Source organism: Nocardia sp. NPDC004278, assembly GCF_053602975.1.
The window spans coordinates 42,011-62,628 of record NZ_JBSGEQ010000031.1 but is presented as its reverse complement, the minus strand read 5'-3'; the positions used below and the strand labels follow the sequence as shown (position 1 = coordinate 62,628).

The following is a 20,618-nucleotide window of genomic DNA, read 5'->3' as shown; positions in this document are numbered from 1 at the left end:
CTCACTCTCAGCTGAGCCGGTTGCTCATGATGTGGGCGACCAGACTCTCCGAGTCCATCGCATCGATCGACTCCGGCGCGCCGGTCCGGTCGGAGAGCGGCGCGGGATGGTCGGTGTCGGCCAGGTGGAGCAAGGCGTCCAGGATGCCCATCTCACGCAAATGCGCCAGCGGCACGGTGGCCAGGCGGCGCCGGATTTCGCGCTCGTCCGGATCGATATCGCCGTCCGAGCCTGCGCCGAGGTCCAGCTGCCGGTGTATGTGCTCGGCGACGGCTTGTGGTGTCGGGTAGTCGAAGAGCAGGGTCGCGGGCAGCGTGAGCCCGGTGGCCGCCTGCAACCGGTTGCGGGTTTCGACGGCGGTCAGCGAGTCCACACCGAGATCACGGAAGTTGCGGCCTGGCTCGACGTCCCCGGGGCCGTCGTGGCCGAGTGCCGCGGCGATCTGCGTACAGACAACCTCGAGAATGGCTTGTCGCTGTTCGGATTCCCGCATCGCGGTCAGTGTCTGCCCTAACGCCGATGACGCCGCGCCCGCCGGGTCATGTCGATCCGCCTCCCGAATCGCTCGCACGTCCGGAATATCGGCGATCAGCGGGCGTGTCCGCGCCATGGTGTAGACGGCAGTGAACAGGTCCCAGTCGATGTCGGCGATGGTGGTCCGGATGTCGTCGCCACCGATGGCGTTGGCGAGCGCGGTCATCGCCAGTTCGGGTCGCATCAGTCGGACACCCATCCGGGTCATGTACTGCCCGGCGTCCCCGGTGCTGGCCATACCGTCACCGGCCCAGCCGCCCCAGGCCAGCGTGGTGGCGACCAGGCCGCGGCCCCGCCGCTGCTCGGCGAGGCCGTCGAGAAAGGCGTTCGCGGCTGCATATTCGGCGGCGCCGGCGCTGCCCCAGGTCGCGGCACCGGATGAGAACAGCACGAACGCGTCCAGGGGACGGTCGCCGAGCACGTCGTCGAGGTGTTCGGCCCCGAGCACCTTGGCGGCGAGGACGGAGTCCATGGACGAGGGCACGATCTCGGTGAGCGGATGGTGCGCAGCGACGCCCGCGGCATGGATCACCGCGGTCAACGCGTCGGCGTCGCGGTCGACCAGCGCCAGCGCCGCGGCCACAGCGCCGCGGTCGGTCACATCACCGGCCAGGATCGTGATGCGGCCGCCCAAGACGCCGACGTCGGTTTCGAGTTCCGCCACGCCGGGAGCGTGGCGGCCTCGCCGACTGAGCAGAACGACATGTTCGGCACCAGCTTTCACCAACCAGCGCGCGAGGTGCCCGCCGATTCCACCGGTTCCACCGGTGATGAGCACGGTCCCGCGCGGTGTCCAGGTCCGAGCTGTGCGGGGCGCGGGGGCGCGCATCATTCGCCGCCCGTAGACACCGGTTTCGCGGATCGCGAGCTGATCCTCGCCATCGTCACGGGACAACACGGACAGCAGCCGCCGCAGCGAGGTCCGATCCGATTCCGGTGGCAGGTCGATCATTCCGCCCCACCAGTCGGGGAATTCCAAGCCTGCCACCTGCCCCATCCCCCACAGTTGGGCACGTCTGGGGTCGGCGATGCGATCGGACTGAACGGCTGCCATTGCGCCGCTGGTCACGCACCAGATGGGCACGCCATGCGCCGGGTCGCCCGGTGCCAGATCGCTCAGTGCTTGGAGCAGCGCGAGATTCCCCAGCACGCCGCGAGATACCGAGGAGACCGCACCGGCTCGATCGTCGATGGCGAGCAGCGATACGACACCGTGCAGCTCATCCACTCGGGTTGCCCGGATCAGATCGGCGATCGCGGCGCGGTCCATCCCGTCGACATCGACGGACACCGATTGCGCCGATACACCCGATTCGATGAACGTCTCGACAACCTCATCGGCGATCATGCTGTGGGATGGGGCGACAACCAGCCAGTTCCCGGACGGCTGGGTCGCACTGTCCGCCAGCAACGTCCATTCGATCCGATACCGCCACGAGTCGATCACCGACTCGTCCCGGCGCCGCTGCCGCCAGGACGACAGCACCGGCAGCACCTCGTCGAACCGTCGACCGGGATCAACGCCCAACGCGCGCACGTCGCCGCGTTCGACCGCGGCCCAGAACTCACCGTCGATCCGGTCGCGGCCGGGCCGCTGTGCCGTGGCTGTGCCGCCGAGCCAATATCGTTGGCGCTGGAACGCATACGTCGGCAACCCGACCCGGCGCCTGCCTTCGCCGAACAGGGCACGCCAGTGGACGGTTTCTCCGGTCACGTGCAGCTGCGCAACGGCTGCCGCCGCCGTCGACGACTCAGGGCGAGCCTTGCGCAGCACCGGTACCGCTGTCCCGCCCGCGGACTGCTCGATCAGATCCGTCAATCCGCCATCCGGGCCGACCACTACGAAACGGCTCGCCCCGGCCAGCTCGAGCGAGCGCACCCCGTCGCCGAAGCGCACCGTCGCACGGACATGCCGCACCCAGTACTCTGGCGCGGCCAACTCCGAACCGGCCAGTTCCCCACTGACATTCGACACGATCGGGATGACCGGTTCAGTGAACGACAGCCCCGCGAGCACATCGGCGAACTCCGCCAGCATGGGTTCCATCAACGGCGAATGGAACGCGTGCGACACCCGCAGCCACGTCGCTGCGCGGCCGATGCCCTGGAAGTGGCTCACCACGTCTTGTACGGCCGCTCGAGCACCGGACACCACGACCGAGCCCGGGCCGTTCACGGCGGCGACGGCGACGTCGGCGGTCAACCGCGGCATGATTTCGGTCTCCGTTGCCGCCACCGAGCACATCGCGCCGTCGTCCGGCAGCACCTGCATCAACCGGCCGCGTGCCGCCACCAGCGCGGCCGCGTCGTCGAGGGACAACACGCCGGCGATATGGGCGGCCGCGACCTCACCGATCGAATGACCCACAACGAAATCCGGTCGGATACCCCATGATTCGAGCAGCCGCGACAGGGCGACTCCGACGGCGAACAATCCCGCTTGCGCGAACGCCGTGGCATTCACGGTGTCCGTGTCGTCGCCCCATATGACCTCGCGCAGCGAGCACTCCAGATATCCGTCCAGCCGATCCGCGGCCGCGTCGAAGGCCGCCGCGAACACCGGGTACGCGTCGTACAACTCCCGGCCCATGCCGCGATACTGCGCCCCCTGGCCTGGGAAGATGAATGCGGTTCTGCCCGAGGTGTCCGCCACCCCGCGCACCACAGCGCCCGAAGGCTCCCCCGCCCCCAGGGCGGTCAACCCGGATAACAACTCCGCACGCTCGAACCCGACGACCACTGCGCGATGATCGAACCGAGACCGAGTACCGGCCAGCGACCATCCGACATCGACCGGATCCAGCTCGGGATGCGCGGATACCCATTCCAGCAACTTCGATGCCTGGGCGGGTATGGCCGATTCGCTCTTCGCGGAAATCATCCACAGCACGGCACGCGAAGCGCCGGGCTCCTCGGTACTCCGGGGATCGATCGTCTCGGGTTCGGGGGCTTGTTCGATGATGACGTGGGCATTCGTACCGGAGATACCGAACGACGACACCCCGGCGCGCCGAGGCCGACCGACGGTGTCCCATTCCCGTTGCCCGGCAAGCAGTTCCACCCGACCGCTGTCCCAATCGACGTGCGGCGACGGTGCGTCGATATGCAAGGTGCGCGGCATGATGCCGCGTCGCATGGACTCCACCGCCTTGATCACGCCCGCCACCCCCGCGGCGGCCAGGGTATGGCCGATATTCGATTTGATCGATCCGAGCCACAGCGGCCGATCGGCCGGCCGGTCCTGCCCGTATGTCGCGAGCAGTGCCTGCGCCTCGATCGGATCACCCAACGTCGTTCCGGTGCCGTGCGCCTCGACCAAGTCCACATCGGTGCCGGCGACACCCGCGTTCGCCAACGCCCGCCGGATCACCCGCTGCTGGGACGGACCGTTCGGCGCGGTCAAACCATTCGACGCACCGTCTTGATTCACCGCCGACCCGCGCACCACCGCCAGCACTTCGTGACCATGGCGCAGCGCATCGGAGAGCCGCTCGAGCACCAGCACTCCCACACCCTCCGACCAGCCGGTACCATCCGCGGTCGCCGCGAATGCCTTGCACCGCCCGTCGGTCGCCAACCCGCCGTGACGGGAGAACTCGGCGAATATCGCCGGTGTCGCCAGCACCGTCACACCGCCGGTGAGTGCGAGCGCGCACTCACCCGAGCGCACCGACTGCACCGCTTGATGGAGCGCGACCAGACTCGATGAGCATGCCGTATCCACCGACACGGCAGGCCCTTCCAGACCGAGGGCATACGCCACTCGGCCCGACACCACACTCGGTGTCGTCCCCGTCATCAGGTAGCCCTCGCCCGCGGCCGCATCGTCAGCGCCGAGACCGTACGGCTGGCTGATCACGCCGACGAAGACGCCCGTGTCGCTGCCCCGCAACGACGTCGGATCGATGCCGGCCCGCTCCAGCGCCTCCCATGAGGTTTCCAGCATGAGCCGCTGTTGCGGATCCATCGCGATCGCCTCGCGCGGGCTGATCCCGAAGAATCCCGCGTCGAATTCACCAGCGTCGTACAGGAAACCACCTGCGCGCACGGGCAATCCGGCGACATCCCAGCCGCGGTCGGACGGAAACCCCGACGCCACATCCCGTCCCTCGGCGACCAGCCGCCACAAATCCTCCGGGGAGGACACACCTCCGGGGAAACGACACCCCATCCCGACAATGGCCACCGGCTCCGCGACCGCACCGGATGACGCAGCCGCGGGAATGGATTCTCCGGGAGCCTCGCCCACCATGTGCCGGTGGAGGTACTCGGCGAGTGCCGTAGGTGTCGGATAGTCGAAAACGAGGGCTGCTGGCAGTCGTAGCCCGGTGGCGGCGGCGAGTCGGTTGCGGACCTCGACGGCGGTCAGCGAGTCGAAACCCAGTTCCTGGAAGTTACGGTCGGGATCGACAGCGCTGGCGTCGCGGTGTCCGAGGACCGTGGCCACCTGGGCGCGCACTACGTCGAGGACCGCCCGCCGCTGTTCGGCCTCGCTCACACCGGCCAGGCGCCGACGCAGCATGCCGAAGTCGTCGGAGTCGCCAACCACTCGGCGCCGCGGGATCGTCACCAATTCCCTGAGCAGAGCTGGTAGTTCGGTCGATCGTCGCGAAAGCGCCTGCGGGTCGATGCGTGTCGCTACGACCTGCGCGGTGGGCGCGGACAACGCCGCGTCGAACATGGCAAGGCCCTCGGTTACCGATAGCGGGGTGATGCCTCGACGCTCGATGCGCTGAATACGTGCCGCACCCAGCACATCACCCATACCCGCACCCGACCACAAACCCCACGCCACCGACACAGCCGCGAGACCGAGACCTCGGCGATGAGCGGCAAGCGCATCCAGGAACACATTCGCCGCCGCATAGTTGCCCTGTCCTTCGGCCAGCACCAGACCACCGACCGACGAGAACAACATGAACACACCCAGCGACATACCCGCGGTCAGCTCATGCAGATACCACGCCGAATCCGCCTTCGCGGCCAGCACCGAATGCATCCGATCAGCGGTCAGTGCCTCGACCAGACCGCTGTCGCCGATCCCCGCCGCGTGCACGACCCCGGTCAGCGGAGACGACTCCGGGATTCCCGCGAGCAACCGCGCGAGCGATCCGCGATCGGAGACATCGCACGCGACGACGTCGGTATGCGCACCGAGCCTGGACAACTCCTCCCGCAAAGCGGTCGCACCGGGAGCATCCGGACCCCGCCTGCTTGCCAGCAGCAGACGCTGCACACCGAGCCGCGCAACGAGGTGCCGGGCAACCTCGGCCCCGATCCCACCCGTGCCACCCGTCACCAGCACCGTGCCATCGGGATCGAGCGCCGGCTCCCGCGGTGGGGTCTGTGTGATCCGAGCCAGCCGAGGTGCGAACGCCGCGCGCCGCCGAATCGCGATCTCCGGCTCGCCGGACATCAGCACGGCAGGCAGCTCCGAAAACGATTCGGCCCCATCGACATCCACCAGCACAAAGCGGCCCGGGTGCTCGGACTGAGCCGCACGCACCAGGCCCCACACGGGGGCGTGTGCCACCTGGACGTCCGTCCCCGGAATGTCGACCGCCCGCTCGGTCACCACCGCAAGCGTCGCATCGGCGAACCGCTCATCCGACAGCCAGCGCTGCAACACCGCCAGGACAGCGACGGCGGCCGAGTGCAGACCCGCGACCACCTCGCCGACCTCTGTATCACACTTCAGCACAACGACTTCCGGAACCGATCCGGAAAGCGCCACCTCTCCCCACTCGACCACAGAGACCGGCTCGCCGCTGGGAACTGCGCGCCACTGCACCCGGAACAGCTCCCCCGGTGTGGACTGTGCCAGCTGCTTCGGCGGCAACGGCCGGACGGACAGCGACCGCACCGACACCACCGGAACCCCTGCACCGTCAGCTGCTTGCACCGACATAGCGCCGGAGCCGATGGGCACAATCCGCACCCGCAGCCGGGACGCCCCGGTAGCGAACAACGACACCCCCTCCCACAGGAACGGCACCGCCGTGGCCTGTCCGTCCGGTCCTGAATCTGCCAGCGCGCTCGCGTGCAATGCCGCGTCGAACAAGGCAGGGTGCACACCGAACCCGGCCGCGTCCGCCACTTCCGGCAGCACGACCTCGGCGAACACCTCCTCCCCTCGCCGCCACATCGCCGTCAAACCCCGGAAGGCGGGACCGTAGCCATATCCCAAGTCGGACAGGCGGTCATAGGCTCCGGCGATGTCCACGCCCGTCGCCCCCGTTGGTGGCCATGTCTCGAATACGTAGTCCGGCAGGGTATCTGCTACCCCGGTGTGCACCCGACCTGTCGCGTGCAGCACCCACGTTCCATCGACATCCTCGTCCGCTGCGCAGGAGTACACCGCGACCGAACGCCCGCCGCCCTCCTCGGGACGACCGAGGACCACCTGGACCCGCACCCCGCCCGCCGCTGGCAGGATCAGCGGAGCCTGCACGGTCAACTGTTCCACGGCGCCGCAACCCACCTGCTGCCCCGCCCGCAGCGCCAGCTCGACGAAACCGGTCCCCGGCAGCAGCGCCACACCACCGACAGCGTGATCGGATAGCCACGCCTGCGTGCCTGCGGACAACCGACCGGTGAACACCACGTCCCCTGACTCGGCATGTTGCACAACCGCACCCAGCAACGGATGATCGGCGCCCACCAGTCCCCATCGCGAAACGTCGGCCGAATCCCCCACCGATTCCAGCCAGAACCGCTGCCGTTCGAATGCGTAGGTCGGCAGATCGACGTGTCGGCCGTATCCGCCGAACACCGCGCTCCAGTCGACGTCTACTCCGGTCACGAACACATGCGCCACGCCGGCAAGCACTGACCATGCCTCCGAACGATCCCGCACCAGCATCGGTGTCACCACCGGATCGGCGGGCTCCAGGCACTGCCCGATCAGTCCCGTCGACCCACCGTCCGGACCTGCCACCACGAACCGGCGCGCCCCGGCCGCGGCGAGTGTGCGCACCCCATCGGCGAAGCGCACGGTCTCCCGGACATGCCGCACCCAGTACTCGGGTGCGGTCATCTCGGAGCCAGCCGATTTCCCACTGACATTCGACACGATCGCGATGGTGGGCTCGGCGAAGTCCAGTCCCGCGAGAACTTCGGCGAACTCGGCCAGCATCGGTTCCATCGATGCCGAATGGAACGCGTGTGATACCGCGAGCCGACCAGTGCGACGGCCCATTTCGGCCAAGCGGTCGACCACCTTCGCGACCGGCTGCGCCGCACCCGACACCACAACCGATTCCGGGCCGTTGACAGCCGCCAGCGCCGCTCCGTCCACCAGCAGCGCCAGCACCTCCGCCTCGGACGCCTGCACCGCGTACATCACGCCGCCGGAGGGCAGCGCCTGCATCAGCCGACCTCGTGCGGTCACCAATGCGGCGGCGTCGTCGAGCGACAGCATGCCGGCCACATGTGCGGCGGTGATCTCACCGACGGAGTGCCCGATGACGAAATCGGCGCGCACACCCCAAGATTCGAGTAGCCGGAACAGTGCGACGCCCACGGCGAACAGGCCCGCCTGCGCACCGGACGTCTGGTCCAGCGTGTTCCGGTCCTCCCCCCACAGCACGTCCCGGATCGACTGATCACCGTGCGCATCGACGGCGCTCACCACCGCGTCGAATGCCGCGGCGAATGCCGGAAACGTGCCGTGCAGTTCGCGGCCCATCGCGAGATATTGCGCCCCCTGCCCTGGGAATACGAATGCCGTGCCGCCCGAGGGCTGTACCGAACCTCGGATCACGGCGGCCGCATCGGCACCCTCGTGCAACGCTACGGTGCCGGTCAGCAAGCCGTCGCGATCCGGCCCGAGCACCACGGCTCGATGCTCGAATACAGATCGCGTCGTCGCCAGCGACCATCCGATATGCGCCGGATCCGACTCCGGACGCGACGACACCCAGTCCAGCAGTCGGCCCGCCTGGTCGGTCATCGCCTGCGCACTGCGCGCCGACAACACCCACGGCACCAGCGCAGGCCGATAACCCGTCGGGTCGGCGGTGGCATCATGCTCGGCGACCTGCTCGAGGATGAGGTGGGCGTTGGTTCCGGAGATCCCGAACGACGACACCGCAGCACGTCGCGGCCGATCCAGTTCGTCCCAATCCCGGTGTTCGACAAGCAGTTCCACTCGGCCGCTGTCCCAATCCACCTGCGACGACGGTGAATCCACATGGAGTGTCTTCGGCAGCACCCCCCGCCGCAATGCCTCGACCATCTTGATCACCCCGGCCACACCGGCCGCGGCTTGGGCGTGGCCCATGTTCGACTTGATCGATCCGAGCCACAGCGGGCGGTCAACGGGACGATCCTGACCGTAAGTGGCGAGCAGCGCATGAGCTTCGATCGGATCACCCAGTGCCGTACCGGTCCCGTGCGCCTCGACCACATCCACCTCGGACGCGGCCAGCCCAGCATTCGCCAACGCCAGCCGAATGACCCGCTCCTGCGATGGTCCGTTCGGCGCCGTCAAACCATTCGACGCACCATCTTGATTCACCGCACTACCGCGAATCACCGCCAGCACGCGGCGGCCATGGCGCCGGGCATCCGAAAGCCGTTCCAGCACCAGCACCCCGACGCCCTCGGACCACCCGGTACCGTCCGCGGCCTCCGCGAACGACTTGCACCGTCCGTCGGCCGACAACGCCCGCTGCCGCGAGAATTCCACAAACAGTCCCGGAGTCGCCATCACCGTCACGCCGCCGGCCAAGGCCAAGGTGCACTCACCCGACCGCAGCGCCGCCACCGCCTGGTGCAGCGCGACCAGGCTCGACGAGCACGCCGTATCCACCGATACCGCAGGCCCTTCCAGCCCGAGCGCATACGACACCCGGCCCGAAACGATCGAGCCTGCACTGTCATTGCGCGGATAGTCGTGATGCATCACGCCCATGTAGACGCCGGTTGCACTGCCCCGCAACGCCTTCGGGTCGATAGCGGCCCGCTCCAGCGCCTCCCACGATGTCTCGAGCACCAGCCGCTGCTGCGGATCGATGGCGACGGCCTCGCGGGGGCTGATCCCGAAGAACCCTGCGTCGAATTCGCCTGCCCGATGCAGGAAGCCGCCCTCGCGCGCATACGTTTTCCCGGTCGCATCGGGATCCGGGTCGAACAGCCCGTCGACGTCCCAGCCGCGGTCGGCCGGGAACTCCGACACCACGTCGCGCCCGTCGGCCACCAGCCGCCACAGGTCCTCAGGTGTGCAGACCCCGCCCGGGTAGTGGCACCCCATCCCGACGATCGCCACCGGCTCCCTGGTGGCGGCCACCAGTTGCCGGTTCTGCGCGCGCACCGTCTCGTACTTCTTCAACGACGCCCTGAGCGCGTCCAGCAGGGTCTGGTCCGAAGCGGTCATCAGTCCTCCAATGCCATCTCGATGAGCGCGCTGGCGCTGAGCGAGTCGATAGCATCGCCGTCGGATTCCATGTCCGTGTCGGCCGCCTGTTCGGACAGTTCGAGCAGCGCGGGCAGCAACCCTGCGCGACGGATCGTGTCGAGCGGAATCGCGCCGATAATGTCCCGTAGTCGTTCCTGCGCGGGATCGGGAGATCCGGGTCGGTCGGTGAAAAGGTGCTTCCGAACCAGGTATTCGGTGAGGGTGGCCGGGCTCGGGTAGTCGAAAATGAGGCTGACAGGCAGGCGCAGCCCGGTGGCGGTGTTGAGCCGATTGCGGACCTCGATGGCCGTCACCGAGTCGAAACCCAGCTCCTGGAAATTGCGGTCCGGATCGATATCGGCTGCGCCGTCATGTCCGAGAACAACCGCCACTTGAGTACGAACCACCTCGAGGACCACGCGGATCTGTTCGGTCTGGGTCGAACCCGTCAGCCGCTTGCGCAGTCCGGTGGAATCACCTGTGTCGCCCGCGGCCATCCGCCGAGCCGGTGGAACCAGGTCACGTAGCAGAGCGGGCACCGGGTCGGTGCGCTCGGCCAGTGCTCGGGTACTGATGCGGGTGGCCATGACGACCGAATCCGCCACGCCGAGCGTCGAATCGAGCAACGCCAACCCATCGGTGACCGACAGCGGTGTGATGCCCTGGCGTTCGATGCGCTGAATACGTGCCGCACCCAGCAGATCGCCCATACCCGCACCGGACCACAAACCCCACGCCACCGACACAGCCGAAAGTCCACTGCTTCGCCGATACGCGGCCAGCGCATCCAAGAACACATTCGCCGCCGCGTAGTTGCCCTGCCCCTCGGCCAACACCAAGCCGCCCACCGAGGAAAACATCATGAACAAACCAAGCGGCATTCCCGCGGTCAACTCGTGCAGATACCAAGCCGAATCCGCCTTGGCAGCCAACACCGAGTGCATCCGATCTGCGGTCAGCGCGTCGACGAGGCCGGTGTCGCCGATCCCTGCGGCATGCACCACCCCGGTGAGCGGATATGCCGCGGGAATCGCCTCGATCAACCGTTGCAGTGCCGCCCGGTCGGCCACATCGCACGCAAGGATATCGACGGATGCGCCGAGCGCCTCGAGCTCGTCTCGCACAACGGTCGCGCCCGGAGCACTCGAACCCCGCCTGCTTGCCAGTAGCAGACGTTTCACACCGTGCCGCGCAACGAGGTGCCGCGCAACTTCGGCTCCGATCCCACCCGTGCCACCGGTGATCAACACCGTGCCATCGGGATCCAGTCGGACTGGTTCGCCGAGCTCGGCCCGCGCGATGCGTGCCAACCGAGGGACACAGACCCGGCCGAGCCGGATCGCCACCTCGGGCTCGCCGGCGACCAACGCCGCCGACAAGGCAGCGGTCGAGGACTGATCGCCGTCGACGTCCACCACGATGAACCGTCCGGGGTGTTCGGCCTGGGCCGCGCGCAGCAGACCCCAGACGGGAGCATGCGCCACATTCAGTTCGACGCCGGTAGCAGCCAGGTCGGTGCCGGTGACATCGACGGCTCGTTCGGTCACCACGGCCAGGGTCGTGTCGGCGAACCGCTCGTCGGCCAGCCACCGCTGCAGTGCCTCCAGCACGTCGACACTGACGGAATGCAGATCGGCCACCACCCCATCGGAACCGGCCGCACACCGGTAGACCACGACATCCGGTACCTGACCGCCGGTTTCGACCTCATGCCACTGCGCCCACGGCGCCGAACCTGCGGCCGCAGCCGCCCGCCACGCGATCCGAAGCAGATCTCCCCGACCCGGTCCCCGCAACTGCTCCTCCGACACCGGTCGCACGGACAGCGACCGCACCGACAACACCGGCGCTCCAGCGTGATCCGCCGCTTCCACCGCGACGCTGTCGGTGCCGACCGGCGAGATCCGCACCCGCAACCGTGTCGCCCCCGAGGCGAACAACGACACACCCTCCCACAGGAACGGCACCGCTGTCGCGTCCCCATCCGACCCCGAACTTCCGTGCACCGCACCGGCATGCAGCGCAGCATCGAACAATGCCGGATGCACGCCGAACCCGGCCGCATCGGCCACGCCGGGGAGGACGACCTCGGCGAACACCTCCTCCGCCCGCTGCCACATCGCTGTCAGACCACGGAAAGCGGGACCGTAGCCGTACCCGAGGTCGGACAAACGGTCGTAGGCGCCCGCCACGTCGACCGGCAATGCCCCCGACGGCGGCCAGGTCTCGAAGTCGAACTCCGGCACCTTCGCGGCCGGCCCAACGGTGCCGCGTGCGTGCAACACCCACTCCCCGTTCCCGTTCTCGGTGGTGGAGTACACCGACACACTACGGTCACCGGTCTGCTCGGGACCGCTCACCACGACCTGGATCCGAACGGCGCCCTCGACCGGCACCAGCAGCGGTGCCTGCAAGGTCAATTCCGCCAGCACCGCACAGCCCACCTCGGCAGCGGCGCGCAGCGCCAACTCCACGAAACCCGTGCCGGGCAGCAGCACCACCCCGGCCACGGCGTGATCGGCCAGCCACGGCTGGGATTGCTGCGACAGACGGCCGGTCAGCACCACACCGCCCGACTCCGGCGCGACCACGACGGCACCCAGCACAGGATGACTCAGGGGGGACAAGCCCAACGACAGCGCATCCCCCGAACCCGCCATCGGATCCGCCCAGTACCGGCGCCGCTGGAACGCGTACGTCGGCAGATCGACTCGCTGCACCGCGCGGCCGGAAAACACCGCGGCCCAATCCACTCCATCCAGGTGGGCGACCGCCGCCAGCGCGGACGAGGGCTCCGAACGTCCCTTTCCCAGCACCGAGATCACCCGCGCGTCCGGCGATTCCACGGATGCTTCGATCAGTCCGGGCAGTCCACCGTCCGGACCCGCGACAAGGAATCCGGCGACACCCGCACGGTGCAAGGCCCGGATTCCGTCGGCAAAGCGCACCGTTTCGCGAACATGCCGGACCCAGTACTGCGGCGACACCAACTCCGAACCAGCCAACGCGCCAGTCACATTCGACACCACCGGAATCACCGGTTCCTCGAAAGCAAGTCCCGCCACCACCTCAGCGAACTCCGCCAACATCGGCTCCATCAACGCCGAATGAAACGCATGCGACACCCGCAACCAACTCACCCGACGCCCCATGCCCTGCAACCCATCCACGACGGCGGACACCGCATCCCGAACACCGGACAACACCACCGAACCCGGACCGTTCACCGCCGCAACAGCAACCCCATCGGCCAACAGCGCACGCACCTCCGCCTCCGACGCCGCCACCGCACACATCACCCCACCCGACGGCAACCCCTCCATCAACCGACCACGCGCCACCACCAACACCACCGCATCCCCCAACGACAACACACCAGCCACATGCGCAGCCACCACCTCACCCACCGAATGCCCAACCACAAAATCCGGCCGAATCCCCCACGACTCCAACAACCGAAACACCGCAACCTCAACCGCAAACAAACCCGCCTGCGCAAATACCGTCCGACTCAACAGCTCTTCGTCAGATCCCCAAACAATCTCGGTCAAACAACACCCCAACTGTTCATCCAACCGACCGACAACCTCATCGAACGCCGCAGCAAACACCGGATACGCCCCATACAGCCCCCGGCCCATACCCAGCCACTGCGCACCCTGCCCCGGAAACACCAGCGCCGTCTTCCCCGGCACACCAGCCACGCTCCGCACCACAGCAGCCGACGACCTACCCCCAGCCAACTCCGCCAACCCGGACAACAATTCCGTCCGATCCGCACCGACCACCACCGCACGATGCTCGAACCGCGACCGCGTCGTCGCCAGCGACCATCCCACATCGACCGAACCCAGTCGGGGTCGCTCGGCCAGGAATTCCACCAAGCGCTGGGCCTGTGCGCGGAGCGCCGATATATTTTTCGCCGAGACAATCCACGGCACCGCACCATCGCTTGCGCCGGTCCGGTCGACAGTCGCGGTGCTGATCGCTTCGTGATCGGCGACCGGGGCCTGCTCCAGAATCACGTGCGCATTGGTGCCGCTGACCCCGAACGACGAAACGCCCGCCCGCCGCGGCCGTTTCGTCTCCGGCCACGCCATGGGTTCGGTCAACAATGCCACCGCACCGGACGTCCAATCCACGTGCGAGGACGGCGAATTCACGTGCAGGGTGGCGGGAAGCACCCCGCGGCGCATCGCTTCCACCATCTTGATCACGCCCGCGACACCGGCGGCGGCCTGCGTGTGACCGATGTTCGATTTGATCGATCCCAGCCACAGCGGACGATCCGCCGGCCGATCCCGGCCGTAGGTGGCCAGCAGCGCCTGTGCTTCGATGGGATCGCCCAATCGTGTTCCGGTGCCGTGCGCCTCGACCACATCGACCTCGGCGGCAACCAGTCCCGCGTTCGCCAAGGCCCGGCGGATCACGCGCTGCTGGGCGGGGCCGTTCGGCGCGGTCAAACCGTTCGACGCACCATCCTGATTCACCGCCGATCCACGCACCACCGCCAGCACTTCGTGGCCGTGGCGGCGCGCGTCGGAAAGCCGCTCGACCACAAGCACTCCCACGCCCTCGCTCCATCCGGTGCCGTCCGCCGCATCCGCGAACGACTTGCACCGCCCATCCGGGGCGAGCCCACGCTGCCGGGAGAACTCGATGAAGGTGCTCGGCGTCGCCATCACCGTCACCCCGCCCACCAAGGCCAGTGCGCACTCACCCGAACGCACCGACTGCACCGCCTGATGCAGGGCGACCAGGCTGGACGAGCACGCCGTATCCACCGATACCGCAGGCCCTTCCAGTCCGAGCGCGTACGACACCCGCCCGGACACGATCGCGCCTGCGACCGCACTGCCTGGATAGTCGTGGTACATCATGCCGACGAACACGCCGGTGTCGCTGCCGCGTAACGACTCCGGCGCGATGCCCGCGTCTTCGAGTGCCTCCCAGCTGGTTTCCAGCAGCAGCCGCTGCTGCGGATCCATCACGGCGGCTTCCCGGGGGCTGATGCCGAAGAACTCCGCGTCGAATTCAGCCGCGTCGTACAGGAATCCGCCCCTGCTAACGTACGATCTCCCAACCGCCGCGGGATCCGGGTCGAACAACGACGCCACATCCCAACCACGATCGACCGGGAATCCCGAGATGGTGTCCCGGCCTTCGGCGACCACATCCCACAGTTGCGCCGGGGAGCCCACGCCGCCCGGATAGCGACATCCCATGCCGACGATCACCACCGGCTCCGCCGCGGTCTGGGCAGGTGCGTTTCCAGATGGAGTATCCGGCTCTTCACCGAGCAGATCCCGAAGGATCAGGCGGGCAACGGCATCCGGCGTCGGATAGTCGAAGACGAGGGTCGCAGGCAGCCGCAGGCCGGTCACCGCGCTGAGCCGGTTGCGAGCCTCGACCGCGGTCAGCGAATCGAATCCCAACTCTCCGAAATTGCGACCCTCCTCGATGGCGGCCGGCCCGTCGTAGCCCAGCACTGTGGCGATCTGGTCACGTACCAGGGCGAGTACCAGCCGCGCTCGGTCGGACGCGGCGAGGCCGGACAGCCGCTCACGCAGCACCGCCGCCGAATCCGCCGCCGAAACACCGGTTGCTCCCGTGGCACCGCGACGCGCGCGCGGCGCCAGTTCCCGCAGCAGCGGCGCGAGGGTTTCGGTCCCGGACTGTGCCGCGAGCGCGATCGGGTCCCAGCGAACCGCGACCACCTCGGCGAGGTCCTGCCCCACGGCGGCATCGAACAGTGCCAAGCCCTGCTCGGTCGACAGTTCCAGGAACCCGGTCCGGTTCCATCGCGTGGCGTCGACCGCGCCGAGCTGCCCGCGCATTCCGGTGTCCGAGGCCCACATGCCCCATGCGATCGACGTCGCCACCAACCCGTTCGCGCGCCGGTGTGCGGCCAGCCCGTCGAGGACCGTGTTCGCGGCCGCGTAGTTGCCCTGGCCGGCGCCACCGAACGTCCCCGCGACCGACGAATACAGCACGAACATCGCCAAATCCAGGTTCCCGGTCAGCTCGTGCAGGTACCAGGCCGCATCGGCTTTTGCCGCCAGCACCGCATCCAGCCGCTCCGGCGTCAGCGATGCGACCACACCGTCGTCGAGCACGCCCGCCGCGTGCACCACACCGACCAGGGGAGACTCCTGCGGCACGGAGGCAATCACTTCCGCCACCGCATCGCGCGCGGATACGTCGCACGCCACGACGCGAACTCGAGCCCCTAGATCGGTGAGCTCCCGCAGCAATTCGGCTGCGCCGGGTGCCGCCGGTCCACGACGGCTCACCAGTATCAGTGATCCGGCCCTATGCGCTACCACGAGATGCCGGGCCATCGCCGCGCCGAGCCCTCCGGTACCGCCGGTGATCAACACCGTCCCATCGGTCAGCGCTCGCCTGGTACCTCGCCGCACACGGGTGCCCGTGGCGGGGACACGCCTCAGCCGGGCCGCATGCAACACACCGCCGCGAACGACGACCTGCGGCTCGCCCGAGGCGAGCACCGCGGGCACCACACCAACGTCACCGGGCGCACTATCACTGTCCACGAGCACAATTCGACCCGGATCCTCCGACTGCGCCGCACGCACCAGCCCCCACATCGCGGCACCCGCCAGGTCCGTCACATCTTCTCCGGCCGGCCCGACCGCGCCATGCGTGATCAGCACCAACGTGCTCGTCCCGAATCGAGACGCACCCAGCCACGTCTGCACCGCTGCCAACGCCTCGCGGGTGGCGGTATGAATTCTCGCTACGACGTCACCGACACTCCCACAGCTACCCGGGACGTCGATGACGACAACCGAGGGTATGGCATCAGGTCTGTCCTGTGCGTGGCGGATCGTGGTCGGGAACGAGCCGATGTCGGAGAACGACATCAGATCCGCAACAACCGGCGGTGTGCCGACGGGCGGGACAAGCGGATTCCATTCGACCGCATGCAACCGATCATTCGATCCGGCAGTGGACAGTTGTTCGGCCGCCACCGGCCGCGTAGTCAACGAGCGGACCGTCAGCACCGGCTGATCGTTCTCGTCAACAGCGACGATCGCCAGCGCGCCGGTACCGTTCGGTGCTGATGAGATTCGGGCGCGCAATGACGACACTCCGGTAGCGTGCAGCGTCACGTCCTGCCAGGAGAACGGCATGGCCATGGACGGTCCGTCCCCGCTCTCCGGTTCGGCGAGCGCCAGCGCATGCAGTGCCGCATCCAAGAGCGCCGGATGCACGCCGAAACCCGCTGTACCCGTGTCGGTTTCCGGCAGCTCGACCTGTACGAACAGGTCCGCGTCCCGCTGCCACACAGACCGCAGGCCGCGGAAGGTCGGCCCGTACCCGTAGCCCACGTCCGCCAGCCGGTCGTAGACGCCGCTCACGTCGATCGGTACCGCATCCGAAGGCGGCCAGTCACCGAGCCGATCCGCTGCACCGTGGCCCGCGGCCTGCCGACTCAGCACGCCTTGCGCGTGTACCGTCCACTCCTCGTCGGTATTCGCGTCCTCGATGCACGAGTACACCGATACGGCGCGCGCGCCGGTTTCGTCGGGGCCCGCCACGACCACCTGGATGCGAACCCCACCCGCGGACGGCAACACCAGCGGCGTCACCAACGTCAGCTCCCGCACCGTGGCGCAGCCCATCTCGGCACCGGCACGCAGCACCAACTCGACGAATGCCGTGCCGGGCAACAGCACCACCCCACCCGCGGCGTGATCGCCGAGCCACGGCTGGGAATTCAGCGACAGTGTGCCGGTGAGCACAACGCCACCCGAATCCGGGGAAGTCACCACCGCACCGAGCAACGGGTGATCGGCGGCCGACAATCCCGCCGCGGACACCTCACCCGCAGCCGTGGTCGCGTTCAGCCAGTACCGCCGCCGTTGAAACGCATATGTCGGCAGCTCGACCCGCCGGGGCGCGGCCGGCGCGAACACCGCAGCCCAGTCCACATCCACGCCCCTGACGTCCAGTTGCGCGACAGCGGTCAGCGCGGTCGATACCTCCGGCCGGTCTTTGCGCAGCAGCGGCACCGCCGCCACCTCGGCCCCGTCGACGGATTCGAGGCTCCGGCCGATCAATGCGGTGAGACCACCGTCAGGTCCCGCGATCAGGAATTTGGTGGCTCCTGCTCGCCGCACGGCGAGCATTCCCTCGCCGAAGCGCACCGTCGCGCGGACGTGGTCCACCCAGTACCGCGGCGTCGCCAGTTCCGAACCTGCGAGCTTCCCGCTGATATTCGACACGATCGGGATCGACGGCGTGCTGAACGTAAGCCCGGCAACGACATCGGCGAACTTCGCGAGCATGGGTTCGGTCAGCGGCGAGTGGAATGCGTGCGACACGGGTAGCCAGCTGACGCGTATTCCCCGCTGCCGCAACCGGTCCACGATCTCGGCAACCGCATCGCGCGCGCCGGACAGCACGACCGCATCCGGTCCGTTCACCGCCGCAACAGCGACACCGTCGGTCAGCATCGCCGATACGTCGGCTTCGGACGCCGTCACGGCACACATCGCCCCGCCCGGCGGCAGCGCCTGCATCAAGCGTCCGCGCGCGGCCACCAGCGTGGCTGCGTCATCGAGCGTCAGCACACCGGCCACATGCGCCGCCGCCACCTCGCCGATTGAATGACCAGCCACGAAATCCGGCCGAACGCCCCATGATTCGAGCAGTCGGTACGCGGCCACCGCGACGGCGAACAGACCGGCCTGCGCGAACACGGTGGCGTTTGCCGCCTCCTGATCCGAGCCCCACAGGATCTTGCGCAGCGCACCGCCCAGCCGCTCCTCCAGCCGAGCCGCGACCTCGTCGAATGTCGTCGCGAAGACCGGAAATGCCGCGCACAGCTCCCGGCCCATGCCCACGAATTGCGCGCCTTGCCCAGGGAACACCAGCGCGGTCTGCCCGGCGCCGTCCGCTCTCCCCCACGTAACGCCTGTCGTCGGCGTCCCGTCCGCCAACGCTGCCAACCCGGACAACAGCTCCGAACGATCGGCACCGACGACGACCGCGCGGTGCTCGAATCGCGATCGCATCGTCGCGAGCGACCAGCCCACATCCACCGGGGACGACTCCGGATGTCGAATGATCCAGTCGTGCAGCCGTTTCGCCTGGGCGAGCAACGCTTCTCGGCTCCGCCCGCCCAAAACCCACGGAACCACCGCCATCTCGCAGGGCGCGGCGACCTCGGCGGGTTCGGGATCGGCCGCGGGCGCCTGCTCCACAATCACGTGCGCGTTCGTGCCGCTGACCCCGAACGACGACACTCCGGCCCGGCGCGGCCGCTCCGTCGCCGGCCACGCCCTTGCCTCGGTCAGCAGTTCCACGGCGCCCGCGGTCCAGTCGACATGGGCGGACGGCCCGTCGACATGCAGCGTCTTCGGGAGAACGCCGCGCCGCATGGCTTCGACCATCTTGATCACCCCGGCCACCCCGGCTGCCGCCTGGGTGTGACCGATATTCGATTTGATCGAGCCCAGCCACAGCGGCCGGTCGGCGGGCCGATCCTGCCCATAGGTCGCCAGCAGCGCTTGGGCCTCGATCGGATCACCCAGTGTCGTGCCGGTGCCATGCGCTTCGATCACGTCCACGTCGGATGCGGCGACGCCCGCGTTCGCCAAAGCCCGGCGGATCACCCGCTGCTGGGACGGACCATTCGGCGCGGTCAAACCATTCGAGGCACCGTCCTGATTCACCGCACTACCCCGAACCACCGCCAACACCCGATGACCGCGGCGTCGTGCCTGCGACAGCCGCTCCACTACGAGCACGCCGACGCCCTCGCTCCATCCGGTACCGTCGGCCGCATCCGCGAATGATCTGCAGCGCCCGTCCGCCGACAGGCCACCCTGCCGGGAGAACTCGAGGAATGCCGCAGGTGTGGCCATCACCGTCACCCCGCCGACGAGCGCCAACGTGCACTCGTTCAACCGCACGGCTTGTACCGCCTGGTGCAGGGCGACCAGGGAGGACGAGCATGCCGTATCCACCGACACCGCGGGGCCTTCCAGGCCGAGCACATACGACACCCGGCCCGACACCACGCTTGATGTAGTCCCCGTCAGGAGATAACCCGCGACGTTGTCGGCGTCGGCGACCTGGTGCAGGCGCGGGCCGTAACCCTGGTCGGTCACCCCGGCGAACACGCCGGTATCGCTGCCGCGCAACGTCTCCGGGTCGATTCCCGCGTCTTCCAGTGCCTCCCAGCAGGTCTCCAGCAGCAACCGCTGCTGCGGGTCCATCGCCATGGCCTCACGCGGGTTGATTCCGAAGAACCCGGCATCGAAATCGGCGGCTCCATCGATGAATCCACCCTCGCGCACCTCCAGCGAGGCCGCCACATTCCAGCCCCGATCAACCGGAAACCCCGACACCGCATCCCGGCCCGCCGCCACCACATCCCACAGATCCGCCGCCGAGGACACACCTCCCGGATAGCGGCATCCGATCCCGACGATCGCCACCGGTTCCGACAGTGCCGCATGCAGCTGCTGCTTGGCCTCGTACAGCTCGGAAGTGACCCATCGCAGGTTTTCGAGGATCTTGTCGTCGTTCATCGATCTGGACCTATCTGTCGAAAGCCGGTGCGCGCGTCAGGATTTTCCGAGCTGCGTCTGGATGAAGTCCGCGAGTTCCTCTGCCGATGCGGACCGCAGGGCGTCCTTGGTATCCGCAATCCCTG

The 20,618-nt window shown here is 68.2% G+C and carries 2 protein-coding genes; both read right to left on the bottom strand.

Going from position 1 to position 20,618, the window contains the following annotated elements:
- Window positions 1-7 precede the first annotated feature (7 nt).
- Window positions 8-9,910, bottom strand: coding sequence for a type I polyketide synthase (locus ACWEO2_RS34265; protein ID WP_452409143.1), 9,903 nt, complete (start codon window positions 9,908-9,910; stop codon window positions 8-10).
- Window positions 9,910-20,493 carry a type I polyketide synthase gene (locus ACWEO2_RS34260; protein WP_452409142.1) on the bottom strand — a complete coding sequence of 3,528 codons (10,584 nt, stop codon included), beginning with the start codon at window positions 20,491-20,493 and terminating at the stop codon, window positions 9,910-9,912. The genes ACWEO2_RS34265 and ACWEO2_RS34260 overlap by 1 nt, the downstream gene beginning before the upstream one ends.
- Between the last annotated feature and the right edge of the window lie 125 nt (window positions 20,494-20,618).

Coding starts and splice junctions, on each gene's coding strand:
- ACWEO2_RS34265 (WP_452409143.1), bottom strand. CDS start 9,910: ATGACCGCTTCGGACCAGACCCTGCTGGACGCGCTCAGGGCGTCGTTG.
- ACWEO2_RS34260 (WP_452409142.1), bottom strand. CDS start 20,493: ATGAACGACGACAAGATCCTCGAAAACCTGCGATGGGTCACTTCCGAG.